Here is an 11274-nt window from a genome sequence, read left to right as displayed (position 1 = left end):
TCCTCGGCAAATGGCGCTGGACTGTTGGATGAATTTTTTGATCCAGCGACGTTGCCCATATGTATCCGAACGACTACACTCCAAAAACTCATTATTCGCTTGTAGTCACACCTGAGTTTGACAACTGGCTGGCCAGGCTCAAGGACCCAAAAGCTAGAGCCCGAATTACGGCACGACTGATTTCGGTCGAACTTGGAAATCTTGGTGACACGCAAACCGTTGGCGAACGAGTCAGTGAGATGAGAATTCACACAGGTCCAGGCTACAGGATTTATTTCTCACGTCAGGGTGAGACGGTCTATCTGCTCCTGTGCGGTGGAGATAAATCCTCCCAGCGGCGAGACATCAAGCTGGCCAAGCAAATACTGGGCACAATCGAACGAGATCAACTGCCATGACCCAGCTCAAACCTTTTGAAGCGTCGAAATATCTTACAGATGAAGAAACCATTTTCGAGTTCTTGACAGCCGCCCTCGAAGATCAAAACCCAGATGTATTCTTGCGTGCTTTGAATGAAGCTGCGAAAGCCCATGGCATGAGCCAACTCGCTCGAGATACCGGCATGGGCCGTGAGAGCCTTTATAAAGCACTCGCCCCAGGCGCAAAACCTCGCTATGACACAGTGCTGAAAGTATTAAGTGCGCTCGGAGTCAAGCTGGTTGCTCATCGTCCTTAACCAAAATCCTGACCCGAGGTAACCCATGCTCAACAACCGACGCTTCTCGGCATTCCTGTTCGACATGGACGGCACGCTGCTCAACTCCATTGTCGCTGCCGAGCGGGTCTGGACTCACTGGGCCGAGCGCCACGGCCTGGACGTCAAAACCTTCCTGCCTACCATCCACGGCGTGCGCTGCATCGATACCATCCGCAACCTCAACCTGCCCGGTGTTAACCCGGAGCTGGAAGCCGAAGTCATTTCACAAGCAGAAATAGACGATGTAGAAGGCGTCATCGAAGTTGCCGACGCCGCCCGCCTCCTCGCCTCTCTCCCGCCAGAACGTTGGGCTATCGTCACTTCAGCGCCACGCGCACTGGCCGAGGCACGTCTGAAAGCTGCTGGTCTGAAACTACCAGTCAACATCGTCACATCCGAAGACGTCACCCAAGGCAAACCCGCCCCGGACTGCTTCCTGCTTGCGGCGAAACGACTGGGCGTTGATCCGAAAGACTGCCTGGTATTCGAAGATGCACCCGCAGGCATTGCAGCGGCTGAAGCAGCGGGTGCGAGTGTGGTGGTGATTACGGCGACGCATGAGCATGAGATGGAGACGCAGCACGGGACGCTGGCGAGTTATGAAGGGGTGACGGTGGTGGTTGATGCTGAGGGGTTGAGTCTCACTCGGAACTGACCATTAGACTGCATGCCAGCAAAAAGCGATTAGCTGAGTAGCCTGGCCAGCAACAGCGTTACCGTGGACACTGCGCCAATCATGCCGATGGCAATTGCGACGGGATACCAGAAGATTTCGCGAGTCATTTTGCGAGCTTCAGCATTAAGCTTGGTTTTTTCAGCGCCGAGCTTGTCAGCCTCCAAAACGAGTTTGTGCGCTTCGGCTAACATTTTGTTGATCTCGGCTTTGGTTTTTTCGAGCTCGGTTTCAGTCATGACGCGTTCCTGCATGGTTTCCCCTGAAATGAGCGCCTACATGAGCCTGCGCCTCTGAACCTGATTTCCCTCGTTATGCCGAGTGGATTCAAGTTCATCTTCAGCCAATTCCATTTGGCGACTGGGGTAGTTATTCATATCTCCCCGCTTTCGACTATCAACCAGAGGAAAATCGGACGATTCCTACACTTCAACGGGACTGCGTTAGCCGATGACTTGTGCGATCCCTCTGGGAGATTCTATGTCGACCCGCAAGCTGATCGACGTGGGACCGGCTTTAGCCGGGAAGGCTGCATTCAGGAAGATAGAAATGCAGCGGCTGTACCCAACTCTTCCCGGCTAAAGCCGGTCTCACGACATGCGCTGATCCTTGAAATTCGCAGAACCTGTGGGAGCGAGGCTTGCCCGCGATTCAAGCGCCGCCGGGCATCAGCCACACCGGGAACCACCCACACGCAAGCAGCATCTTCCCCCTGGCTGGCCGATCACCTCAATTCACGCATCAATACCCAGCCGTCTACGTCGAGCCACCAACGCTCGCCGAAATGACAAATCGGCGTAATCCATAAAAAGCCGCGCCAGATGACTGAGCGCCACCTCCTCGCCTTCACTGCCCACAACGAAGTCGGAGCCCAATGCACGTTTGTTCTCGTCGGGTAGCTCATCCCAACTGGTCATAAGGTAGGCGTACATGGAGCTGACGACCTGCTGCTTGGTCAACGGAGCTTGAGAGTTACGGCCTAAAAACCCGGCAGAGCGAGTCATCGTGTTACGTCGAGCTGCTTGCTTGGGAAAGCGTGAGAGTTTTGGTTTTTTCATAAATTGTGTCCTTTCAGCTAAGCCTTCCGAGATTTATTACGTCCGTGCAGACCTACAGCCGTGCGCGGAATCAAAACCAAGAATATCCGAAAATCAGATATCTGAAAATCAGTTATAGCTTACGCCGCTGTTCAACCGGAACGGCCACCATGACAAAAGCCATATATCGACGAGAACATCAGGTCCTGATCAAGCTGCTGCGCATGATCAGAGAAAATGCCGACCTGACCCAATCGGAGTGCTCCACGGCACTTGGTCGACCACAGTCATTCATGAGCGATGTGGAAAAAGGCTCCCGACGCCTGGATCTGATTCAACTGCGGGATTTGTGTGCGGTGCTTGGATATTCGTTGCCGCAGTTTGTGAATGAGTATGAAGAGGCGCTGGCGTCGTCAGAGTGAAAACCATCCACAACGCCCGCTACCAGTCCCTCCTGACCCTTCTCCTGGAAGCGCGAGTAGAAGCTGGCCTGACCCAGAAAGAGTTGGTCACGAAATTGGGACGACCGCAGTCCTTCGTATCGAAAACCGAAAATGCGGAGCGAAGACTGGAGGTGATTGAGTTTATGGATTTGTGTCGGGGCCTGGATGCGGATCCGCACGAACTGCTGATTAGTCTGGAAAAGATGAGCGCCGAACAATAATTGCCATCCAACTTATCCAACCCAAACAAAAAAGCCCCAGAAGCATAACTTCTGGGGCTTTCATTTGTATGGCGGAGAGATAGGGATTTGAACCCTAGGTACTGTCGCCAGTACAACGGATTTCGAATCCGTCCCGTTCGGCCACTCCGGCATCTCTCCAACGGCGCGCATCATAACAGTTCAATCGCAGAAGGCGATACCTTTTGCTGATTTTTTTTCGTGCTATCAAGCGCTTGCGTTACTTTTCCGTCTTAGAGCGGTACGCCCAGGCGGTTGGCGACTTCTTCGTAGGCTTCGATGACGTCACCGAGGCCCTGGCGGAAGCGGTCTTTGTCCATTTTCTTCTTGGTGTCCTTGTCCCACAGGCGGCAGCCATCCGGGCTGAATTCGTCGCCCAGGACGATGGAGCCGTCGCTGAACACGCCGAACTCGAGTTTGAAGTCGACCAGCAGCAGACCGGCGTCATCGAACAGTTTGCTCAGGACGTCGTTGACCTTGAGCGACAGTTCTTTCATGCGAACCAGTTGCTCGGCGGTGCCCCAGCCGAAGGCGACGACGTGGGATTCGTTGATGAACGGGTCGCCCTTGGCGTCGTCCTTCAGGAACAGCTCGAAAGTGTACGGGTTGAGCTTGAGGCCTTCTTCGACGCCCAGGCGCTTGACCAGACTACCGGCGGCGTAGTTACGCACGACGCATTCGACCGGGATCATGTCGAGCTTTTTGACCAGGACTTCGTTGTCGGCCAGCAGCTTGTCGAACTGGGTCGGAATGCCTGCAGCTTCGAGCTTCTGCATGATGAAGGCGTTGAACTTGTTGTTCACCATGCCTTTACGGTCCAGCTGTTCGATACGCTTGCCGTCGAACGCCGAAGTGTCGTTACGGAACAGCAGGATCAAGCGGTCAGCATCGTCGGTCTTGTAAACCGATTTGGCTTTGCCGCGGTAGAGTTCTTCACGTTTTTCCATGATGGGCTCCGCTTGCTAAGTAGTTGGGCTAGGCGATATGTCGCCAGTCGAGCCCTGAATCTTGATCGGCCAATTGTAACCAGTCCGGATCGCACCCTAAGGTGTCGACGAAACATTGCCGGGCCAGATGCGGCAGATTGTTCTTGCTGCTGAGGTGGGCCAGTACCAAATGCTGCAGGTCCTGCCAGCCCAACTCGTTCACCAGGCTTGCGGCCTGATGGTTGTTCAAATGTCCTTCGCTGCCACCGACCCGCTGCTTCAGGAAGTGCGGGTAGTGACCGCGAGCAAGCATGTCCCGGCAGTGGTTGGACTCGATCATCAGGGCGTCCAGACCGTGGTAGCTTTGCAGCACCGTCGGGCAGTACGACCCCAGATCCGTCAGCAGACCAAAACGACGCGTGCCATCGGTGAAGACGAACTGCGTCGGCTCAAGGGCATCGTGAGCGACGGACACCACATGGATGTTCAACGCCCCCAACTGCAAATCCTGCCCGCCTGCCAGATACCCGGCGACTTCAACAGGCTTGCGCAACCCTCGTGCCGTGCCGCTACTCATGTACACCGGCAGATTGTAGCGCCGAGACAGTAAACCCACGCCGTGCACATGATCGGCATGTTCGTGGGTTACCAGAATCGCACTCAACTGATGCGCGCCAAGCCCTAGCCGCGCCAATCGTCGTTCGGTTTCCCGCAGGGAGAAACCGCAATCCACCAGCACATGCGTATTACCGCTGGCTACCAGCGTGCCATTCCCTTGGCTGCCGCTGCCTAATACTGCGAAACGCACTTAACCCAGGTTGTCTTGAATGACACCCAGTACGCGACGGGCAATGTCTGCCGGTGCGACGGTGTTGATGTTCTTCTCGACGGTTACCTGAACGTTGTCACCCACTTTGCTCAAGCGCACTTGATAACGCTCGGCACGGGCATCGATCTCTTCCTTGGTTTCTTTGCTGCCGAACAGGCGGCCGAAGAAGCCAGGTTTGTTCTCAGGCGTATCAGCCCGCTCTGCCAGGTTGATGTAGTACAGACCCAGACTGCGGTTGATGTCTTCTACGCGCCATTCACCCTGATTCAGGGCACGACCGACGCTTGACCATGCACGATCCAGATCCGAACCGACGTTCAGAACCGGGTTGCCGCTGCCGTCTTCGCTCAGGGCTACACGGCTTGGGGTGTCGTAGTCGCGCGCTGCCAGCAGCGACACGGAGCCGCCCTGTTCTGCGCTGCGGCTCAGGCTGGCCAGCATGTCATCGGTCAACGCAGCATCAAGTGCCACGTTGGTAGCGCGATCAGTGAACGGGACGTCAGCGGTGCTGCCTGCTGGACGCTCGGCGCTGACCACGTAGATTTCACTGGTGTTGCGTTGCACGCCCGGCTCGATACGCACTCGCACGCGGGTTTCTGCATCGGAAGCAGTGCCGCTGGCGCTCAGGCGCTTGGCGACAACCGCGGACAGCTCGTCCAGACGCTGCCACGTGGTGCTGAATTCACCTGTTTGCGGGCGATCTTCGGCGATACGGAAACCGTTATCTTCGAAATACTGATGCGCTACAGGCCAGACTTCAGCAGGCGCACGTTGAGCGAGCACCCAGCTGTTATTGCCGCTCTTCTGCAGGCTGAAATCGCTGGAATCGGCAACGGTCGACAGAGGTTGCGGGCGAGGTACTACGAATTCGCCTTTAACGGTGTCATCCGCGACGTTGCGCGGGATCGGCAGCAGCGGGTCGAGACGTTTGGTCTCTGAAACACCCGGCGGGATCCGCATCGGTGCAGTTTGCTGTGCTTCGAGGTAATCGCTGCCGCGGTCACGGAAGTAACCATCTTCACCCCACAGCCAACCGCAACCGCTGGTGCTGGAGATAATCAAGGCAAGTGCGGAAAGTCCGGCCAATCGCTTCATTGCGTAATGCTTCCTCAATTAAACCAGAACGCCGGACTGGCGCAGGGCCTGACGCAGCGGTTCGTGACAGGCCTGGCTGAGCCAGGTGAGCGGCAGACGGATACCGTCCGGCATCAGACCCATTTCATTCAGGGCCCATTTCACGGGGATAGGGTTGGATTCGATAAACAGGGTCTTGTTGAGCGGCATCAGTTTTTCATTGATCGCCCGCGCAGCGTCAGCATCACCACGCATGGCAGCGGCACACAGCTCGCTCATGGCGCGCGGTGCAACGTTGGCCGTCACGGAAATGTTGCCTTTGCCACCCAGCAGCATTAATTCGACCGCTGTTGCATCATCGCCGGAATACACCAGGAAGTCGCTGCTGACGCCTGCCAGGATGTCCTTGGCGCGCTGCAGATCACCCGTGGCTTCCTTGATGCCGATGATGTTCGGCACGGTGGACAGGCGCACAACAGTCTCTGCCAGCATGTCGCAGGCTGTACGGCCCGGCACGTTGTAAAGGATCTGCGGGATGTCCACCGCTTCGGCGATAGCCTTGAAGTGCTGATACAGGCCTTCCTGAGTCGGCTTGTTGTAATACGGCGTGACCAGAAGGCACGCGTCTGCGCCAGCGCGCTTGGCGTTGTTGGTCAGCTCGATCGCTTCACGCGTTGAGTTTGCGCCTGTACCTGCGATAACAGGAATACGCCCTGCCACCTGATCGACCACACGACGGATCACCTCGATGTGTTCATTCACATCAAGCGTGGCCGATTCACCTGTGGTGCCAACGGCAACAATGGCGTTGGTGCCCTCTTGCAGGTGGAAGTCCACCAGTTTGCTCAGGCTGTCCCAGTCCAGACGTCCCTGTGCATCCATGGGTGTGACCAGTGCCACCATACTGCCCGCAATCATGCAACCGCTCCTGCCGGAAAAAGAGAGCCGTAATGGTACTGGCGCTATCAGCCTTGTACAAGCGAAGTACCACGCTGTGAGCATTCCCCTGAGCGATGGTTTTCGCTACCCTTCGTTCTTTGATCGGTACTGGTCATCTGCGCGCCTCCTTCATTCGGTCGGTTTAAACGTCAGAACCCCTGCTCCAGCGCTGTTGCAGCCTGCCTTTGGTCAATCGGGCAGACGCACCTCGCCAGGGTTGCGGTTGTTGTCTGACGCTGTTGATCGTCGATTCGGTTCCGCAAGCCAATAAATGTACCGACCGCTCATCGTCTAGGAATGCTGCATGTCGTCCACCCCCACAGTTCGCGAACAATTCCTTGTCATCAGTGCCCTTGGCGCAAACCCAATGGAGCTGACCAACGTCCTGTGCCGTGCCAGTCACGAAAGCCGTTGCTCGGTAGTCAGCTCGCGCCTGACCCGTCACGGCGAATACAGTGCGTTGATTCTTCAGGTTTCCGGTAGCTGGGATGCCCTGGCCCGTCTGGAAACAGGCCTGCCCGGCCTGTCCAAGAAGCACGACTTCACCACCAGCGTCGTACGCAGTGCCACGCTGGAAAGCCGTCCAGAGGCGCTGCCTTACGTGGCTTACGTCAGCTCGGCGTATCGCCCGGACATCATCAATGAGCTGTGCCAGTTCTTCATGGACCACAACGTGGAACTGGAAAACCTGATCTGCGATACCTATCTGGCTCCGCAGACCGGCGGCACCATGCTCAACGCAACCTTCACCGTGACCTTGCCTGCGGGCATCCAGATCAGTTGGCTACGCGATCAGTTTCTGGATTTCGCCGACGCGCTGAACCTGGATGCACTGATCGAACCGTGGCGCCCGCAAGCCCCCATGTAAGGAAGTCCCATGGCTGTAGCAGTAGATCAACCGGTTAGCGATTTTCAGGTGCAAGCCACTAGCGGACAGGCCGTGAGCCTGTCGGAACTCAAGGGCAAGCAGGTCGTGATTTATTTCTACCCGAAGGACAGCACGCCGGGCTGTACCACTCAGGGTCAGAACTTTCGCGATCAGCATGAGCAGTTTCAGGCGGCCAATACCTTGGTATTTGGCGTCTCCCGGGACAGTCTGAAATCACACGAGAACTTCAAGGCCAAGCAGTCGTTCCCGTTCGAGCTGATTTCGGACAAGGACGAAGCGCTTTGCCAGCTGTTTGATGTGATCAAGCTCAAGAAGCTGTACGGCAAGGAATACCTTGGCGTGGATCGCAGCACCTTTTTGATCGACAAAGACGGTGTGTTACGCCACGAATGGCGCGGCGTGAAGGTGCCGGGGCATGTGGAAGCGGTGCTGGAGAAGGCTCAGGCGTTGAATAAAGCCTGAAGCCTTGGTGCCCTTTCAACCGCCATCGCTCCACCTTGCTCGCGATGGCGTCGGTGCTTACAACAAAGGCGCCACGGTCGGTTCCTGCCTTGGCCACGCATCCAGCACGGCTTTGAACAGGGTTGCCAGCGGAATCGCGAAGAAGATCCCCCAGAAGCCCCACAACCCGCCAAACAGCAGCACCGCGCAGATGATTGCGACCGGGTGCAGGTTGACGGCCTCCGAGAACAACAGCGGCACCAGCACGTTGCCGTCCAGCGCCTGAATCACGCCGTAGACCACCATCAAGTAGATGAACTGGTCACTCCAGCCCCACTGAAACAGAGCGATCAAAGCCACGGGCACTGTGACTACGACCGCGCCGACGTAAGGCACCACGACGGAAATCCCCACCAGCATGGCCAGCAACGCCGCGTAGTTCAGGCCCAGCGCCACAAAACCGATGTAGGTCACGCCACCGCAAATAAATATCTCGATGACCTTGCCGCGAATGTAGTTGGCGATCTGCCGATTCATTTCTTCGGCAACACGGGTCATCAAAGCGCGCTCGCGTGGCAAGTAACTGACCACCCAGCGGCCAATGAGACGCCGATCCTTGAGAAAGAAGAACACCAGGATCGGCACCAGCACGAGGTAGATCATGATGTTGGCCAACAGCGGCAAACTGGACAGCGAGAAAGTCAGTGCCCATTGGCCGAATTTACCGATCTCGCCCCGTGCGACTTCGATGGCGTGCAGCACCTGCTCGTCGGAAACCAGATGCGGATAACGCTCGGGCAACAGCAGCAATAACGACTGCCACTTGGCAAGCATGCCCGGCAGCTCATTGAACAGCGTGATCAATTGATGCCAGAGCAGCGGCACCAGGACCAGCAAGAACACCAGCAACGCCCCCATGAACAGCATGAAGACCAGGCCGACCGCGCCGGATTCAGGCACCCGAAAACGCTCAAGCAGGCTCACCAGCCCTTGCATCAGGAACGCCAGCACCATCCCGGCCAGCACGGGCGCGAGCATGCCACCAAGGGTCAGAACAATGGTGAACGCCAGAAACAGCAACACCGCGAGTACAACCGCCTCTTCATCGGAAAAGTAGCGTTGTACCCAGTTGCGAAGCACGTTGAACATCAAAAATCCTTTTGAAGCGGTTGGGCCTGAGTCGGTTATGCCTTACGCAGCCAGTAGGTGTAGATCCCGGCCTCGGCTTCCTCATGAAGCAATTCATGGCCAGCAAGCCTGGCGAAGGAACGGAAGTCGCGCTGGGATCCGGCGTCGGTAGCGATAACCTTGAGCACGGCGCCACGGTTCAGGCGGTTGAGCTCAAGCTTGGCCTTGAGCAACGGCAGCGGGCAATTAAGGCCGCTTGCGTCGACTTCAGCGTCACAGCTTTCGGGGCGCGTTACAGCGTCAGACATCGTTTCTCTCCGGGCAGGCACATCAAATTGCTATACGAAGGCAAAATGTTTCTATCAGATACATCTTCGAGGCCGGAAGAATACCGCACTCTGGCCATCAAGCACTTTAGACGGCTACAGTAGAGGTTCTCCAACTCAGAGCTCCATGGATGAATTTTCTGCGCCCCACCCTGCTGACGCTCGCATGCCTGATGACTGTTCCTGCGCATGCCGATGACCTGCCGTCCCTCGGCGATGCCAGCTCCGCGATTGTTTCGCCGGAGCAGGAACACCAGTTGGGCCGTGCCTGGCTTGGGCTGCTTCGTGGTCAGGTCTCGCAACTTTCCGACCCTCAGCTCAAGGACTTCGTCGAGACCTCGGTCTACAGCCTGGCGGAAACCAGCCAGGTACAGGACCGACGTCTTGAGTTCATTCTGATCAACAGCCCGCAACTCAACGCCTTCGCCGCACCCGGCGGGATTATCGGCGTCAACGGCGGTTTGTTCCTCAATGCCCAGACTGAAGGCGAATACGCTTCGGTACTGGCGCACGAACTGGCTCACTTGTCCCAGCGCCACTTTGCTCGTGGTGTTGAAGCCCAACAGCGCATGCAAGTGCCCGTCATGGCAGCAATGCTTGCGGGTATTGTCATGGCCGCCGCGGGCGCGGGCGATGCAGGTATCGCCGCCATCGCGGGTTCACAAGCTGCGGCCATTCAGGAACAGCGACGTTTTTCGCGCCAGAACGAGCAGGAAGCCGACCGGATCGGCATTCTCAATCTGGAAAAAGCCGGCTACGACCCGCGCAACATGCCGACCATGTTTGAACGTTTGATGCGCCAGTACCGCTTCGACGCCAAACCGCCTGAATTTCTGCTGACTCACCCGGTAACAGAATCGCGGATCGCGGACACCCGTAACCGAGCCGAGCAAGCAAAGCCGGGTGGCAAGGAAGACAGCGTGCGTTATCAGTTGATGCGTGCGCGGGTGGCGTTGATCTACGAAGAAACACCAGGCATTGCCGCCAAGCGCTTCCGTGCACAGTTGACCGAGAACCCCAATTCGGCCCCGGCGCGCTATGGCCTCGCTATCGCGCAGATTAAAGGTGGGCAACTTAATGAAGCCAGGGAAACCCTCAAGCCGTTGATCGACAAGTCGCCCAACGACATCACCTACAACCTGACGCAGATTGATCTGGACATCACCAACAACCGGCTCAATGACGCGCAACAACGGGTCGACCGGATGCTGACGCAGTACCCGGATAACTACCCGCTGAATCAGGTTCGGGTTGATGTGCTACTCAAACAGAATCGTACCGCTGAAGCGGAGAAATCCCTGAACGGGCTGTTGAAAAACCGTCCTGATGATCCGGACATCTGGTATCTGGTCGCTGAGACCCGTGGCTTGAACGGCAACACTATTGGTCTGCATCAGGCCCGTGCCGAGTACTTCGCGCTGGTGGGTGATTTCAGACAGGCCATTCAGCAGCTGGACTTCGCCAAACGTCGTGCGAACAACAACTTCCAGCTGGCGTCACGCATTGATGCGCGGCAGAAGGAGTTGGCGGATCAGGAGCGCATGGTCAAGGACATGATGTAACACCTATCCCCTGTAGGAGCGCACGAGCACCGCGAGGCCGCGATAGCGGTTTATCAGGCAGACCGCCATCG

At 56.9% G+C, this 11274-nt stretch carries 16 protein-coding genes and 1 tRNA gene; 8 read left to right on the top strand and 9 right to left on the bottom strand.

What is annotated here, in order from left to right; genetic code table 11:
• The first annotated feature begins 59 nt into the window (after window positions 1-59).
• The 3 genes from ACYASS_RS16985 to ACYASS_RS16975 are packed head-to-tail and all read left to right on the top strand — an operon-like array spanning window position 60 to window position 1352.
• Window positions 60-398, top strand: coding sequence for a type II toxin-antitoxin system RelE/ParE family toxin (locus ACYASS_RS16985; protein WP_463586974.1), 339 nt, complete (start codon window positions 60-62; stop codon window positions 396-398).
• Window positions 395-676, top strand: a complete 282-nt coding sequence (locus ACYASS_RS16980; RefSeq protein WP_087265365.1) for an addiction module antidote protein — start codon at window positions 395-397, stop codon at window positions 674-676. The genes ACYASS_RS16985 and ACYASS_RS16980 overlap by 4 nt, the downstream gene beginning before the upstream one ends.
• 25 nt (window positions 677-701) lie before the next feature.
• Window positions 702-1352 carry an HAD-IA family hydrolase gene (locus tag ACYASS_RS16975; RefSeq protein ID WP_463586973.1) on the top strand — a complete coding sequence of 217 codons (651 nt, stop codon included), beginning with the start codon at window positions 702-704 and terminating at the stop codon, window positions 1350-1352.
• 29 nt (window positions 1353-1381) lie between these two features.
• Here the strand turns inward: ACYASS_RS16975 and ACYASS_RS16970 are convergent, their stop codons facing one another.
• Both ACYASS_RS16970 and ACYASS_RS16965 read right to left on the bottom strand, forming a co-directional pair.
• Window positions 1382-1609 (bottom strand): hypothetical protein, encoded by a 228-nt coding sequence (locus tag ACYASS_RS16970; RefSeq protein ID WP_183141688.1) that lies wholly within the window; start codon window positions 1607-1609, stop codon window positions 1382-1384.
• Between the two features lie 495 nt (window positions 1610-2104).
• Window positions 2105-2428 carry a hypothetical protein gene (locus tag ACYASS_RS16965; protein WP_463586972.1) on the bottom strand — a complete coding sequence of 108 codons (324 nt, stop codon included), beginning with the start codon at window positions 2426-2428 and terminating at the stop codon, window positions 2105-2107.
• Between the two features lie 149 nt (window positions 2429-2577).
• Here ACYASS_RS16965 and ACYASS_RS16960 point away from each other — a divergent pair, with 149 nt between their 5' ends.
• Window positions 2578-2829, top strand: coding sequence for a helix-turn-helix domain-containing protein (locus ACYASS_RS16960; protein WP_463586971.1), 252 nt, complete (start codon window positions 2578-2580; stop codon window positions 2827-2829).
• The gene (locus ACYASS_RS16955; protein ID WP_463586970.1) at window positions 2826-3071 is read left to right on the top strand and encodes a helix-turn-helix domain-containing protein; all 246 of its coding nucleotides are present in this window, start codon (window positions 2826-2828) and stop codon (window positions 3069-3071) included. The genes ACYASS_RS16960 and ACYASS_RS16955 overlap by 4 nt, the downstream gene beginning before the upstream one ends.
• A gap of 69 nt (window positions 3072-3140) precedes the next feature.
• Here ACYASS_RS16955 and ACYASS_RS16950 read toward each other — a convergent pair.
• The 5 genes from ACYASS_RS16950 to dapA form a co-directional block, all read right to left on the bottom strand.
• Window positions 3141-3230 (bottom strand) — tRNA-Ser (locus ACYASS_RS16950).
• 92 nt (window positions 3231-3322) lie between these two features.
• A complete protein-coding gene (purC, locus tag ACYASS_RS16945; RefSeq protein WP_027899153.1) occupies window positions 3323-4036 on the bottom strand; it encodes a phosphoribosylaminoimidazolesuccinocarboxamide synthase in 714 nt (237 codons plus the stop codon).
• Between the two features lie 28 nt (window positions 4037-4064).
• Window positions 4065-4823: an MBL fold metallo-hydrolase gene (locus ACYASS_RS16940; RefSeq protein ID WP_463586969.1), complete on the bottom strand. Its 759-nt coding sequence runs from the start codon at window positions 4821-4823 to the stop codon at window positions 4065-4067.
• Window positions 4824-5939, bottom strand: coding sequence for an outer membrane protein assembly factor BamC (gene bamC / locus ACYASS_RS16935; protein ID WP_463586968.1), 1116 nt, complete (start codon window positions 5937-5939; stop codon window positions 4824-4826).
• An 18-nt stretch (window positions 5940-5957) separates the two neighbouring features.
• Window positions 5958-6836 (bottom strand): 4-hydroxy-tetrahydrodipicolinate synthase, encoded by an 879-nt coding sequence (gene dapA, locus ACYASS_RS16930; RefSeq protein WP_243248151.1) that lies wholly within the window; start codon window positions 6834-6836, stop codon window positions 5958-5960.
• A gap of 325 nt (window positions 6837-7161) precedes the next feature.
• Here dapA and ACYASS_RS16925 point away from each other — a divergent pair, with 325 nt between their 5' ends.
• Window positions 7162-7725, top strand: a complete 564-nt coding sequence (locus tag ACYASS_RS16925) for a glycine cleavage system transcriptional repressor (RefSeq protein WP_027899149.1) — start codon at window positions 7162-7164, stop codon at window positions 7723-7725.
• A 9-nt stretch (window positions 7726-7734) separates the two neighbouring features.
• Window positions 7735-8208 carry a peroxiredoxin gene (locus ACYASS_RS16920; protein ID WP_122807911.1) on the top strand — a complete coding sequence of 158 codons (474 nt, stop codon included), beginning with the start codon at window positions 7735-7737 and terminating at the stop codon, window positions 8206-8208.
• Window positions 8209-8265: 57 nt separating this feature from the next.
• Here the strand turns inward: ACYASS_RS16920 and ACYASS_RS16915 are convergent, their stop codons facing one another.
• Window positions 8266-9336 carry an AI-2E family transporter gene (locus tag ACYASS_RS16915; RefSeq protein WP_027899147.1) on the bottom strand — a complete coding sequence of 357 codons (1071 nt, stop codon included), beginning with the start codon at window positions 9334-9336 and terminating at the stop codon, window positions 8266-8268.
• Window positions 9337-9371: 35 nt separating this feature from the next.
• Window positions 9372-9623: a sulfurtransferase TusA family protein gene (locus ACYASS_RS16910; protein ID WP_122665053.1), complete on the bottom strand. Its 252-nt coding sequence runs from the start codon at window positions 9621-9623 to the stop codon at window positions 9372-9374.
• Window positions 9624-9772: 149 nt separating this feature from the next.
• On the opposite strand from ACYASS_RS16910, the gene ACYASS_RS16905 reads away from it, so the two are divergent.
• The gene (locus ACYASS_RS16905; protein ID WP_243248150.1) at window positions 9773-11203 is read left to right on the top strand and encodes a M48 family metalloprotease; all 1431 of its coding nucleotides are present in this window, start codon (window positions 9773-9775) and stop codon (window positions 11201-11203) included.
• The last annotated feature ends 71 nt before the right edge of the window (window positions 11204-11274 follow it).

The sequence above is a fragment of the Pseudomonas sp. HP_14 genome, from assembly GCF_055283875.1.
The sequence above is the reverse complement of the archived record's forward strand: the minus strand, read 5'-3'. Positions and strand labels throughout refer to the sequence as shown.

What these genes read in the sequence shown, in the direction of transcription:
- ACYASS_RS16975 (WP_463586973.1), top strand. Translation starts at nt 702, where the DNA reads ATGCTCAACAACCGACGCTTCTCGGCATTCCTGTTCGACATGGACGGC.
- ACYASS_RS16970 (WP_183141688.1), bottom strand. Translation starts at nt 1,609, where the DNA reads ATGACTGAAACCGAGCTCGAAAAAACCAAAGCCGAGATCAACAAAATG.
- ACYASS_RS16910 (WP_122665053.1), bottom strand. Translation starts at nt 9,623, where the DNA reads ATGTCTGACGCTGTAACGCGCCCCGAAAGCTGTGACGCTGAAGTCGAC.
- ACYASS_RS16960 (WP_463586971.1), top strand. Translation starts at nt 2,578, where the DNA reads ATGACAAAAGCCATATATCGACGAGAACATCAGGTCCTGATCAAGCTG.
- ACYASS_RS16915 (WP_027899147.1), bottom strand. Translation starts at nt 9,336, where the DNA reads ATGTTCAACGTGCTTCGCAACTGGGTACAACGCTACTTTTCCGATGAA.
- purC (WP_027899153.1), bottom strand. Translation starts at nt 4,036, where the DNA reads ATGGAAAAACGTGAAGAACTCTACCGCGGCAAAGCCAAATCGGTTTAC.
- ACYASS_RS16925 (WP_027899149.1), top strand. Translation starts at nt 7,162, where the DNA reads ATGTCGTCCACCCCCACAGTTCGCGAACAATTCCTTGTCATCAGTGCC.
- ACYASS_RS16985 (WP_463586974.1), top strand. Translation starts at nt 60, where the DNA reads ATGTATCCGAACGACTACACTCCAAAAACTCATTATTCGCTTGTAGTC.
- ACYASS_RS16920 (WP_122807911.1), top strand. Translation starts at nt 7,735, where the DNA reads ATGGCTGTAGCAGTAGATCAACCGGTTAGCGATTTTCAGGTGCAAGCC.
- ACYASS_RS16905 (WP_243248150.1), top strand. Translation starts at nt 9,773, where the DNA reads ATGAATTTTCTGCGCCCCACCCTGCTGACGCTCGCATGCCTGATGACT.
- ACYASS_RS16980 (WP_087265365.1), top strand. Translation starts at nt 395, where the DNA reads ATGACCCAGCTCAAACCTTTTGAAGCGTCGAAATATCTTACAGATGAA.
- bamC (WP_463586968.1), bottom strand. Translation starts at nt 5,939, where the DNA reads ATGAAGCGATTGGCCGGACTTTCCGCACTTGCCTTGATTATCTCCAGC.
- ACYASS_RS16965 (WP_463586972.1), bottom strand. Translation starts at nt 2,428, where the DNA reads ATGAAAAAACCAAAACTCTCACGCTTTCCCAAGCAAGCAGCTCGACGT.
- dapA (WP_243248151.1), bottom strand. Translation starts at nt 6,836, where the DNA reads ATGATTGCGGGCAGTATGGTGGCACTGGTCACACCCATGGATGCACAG.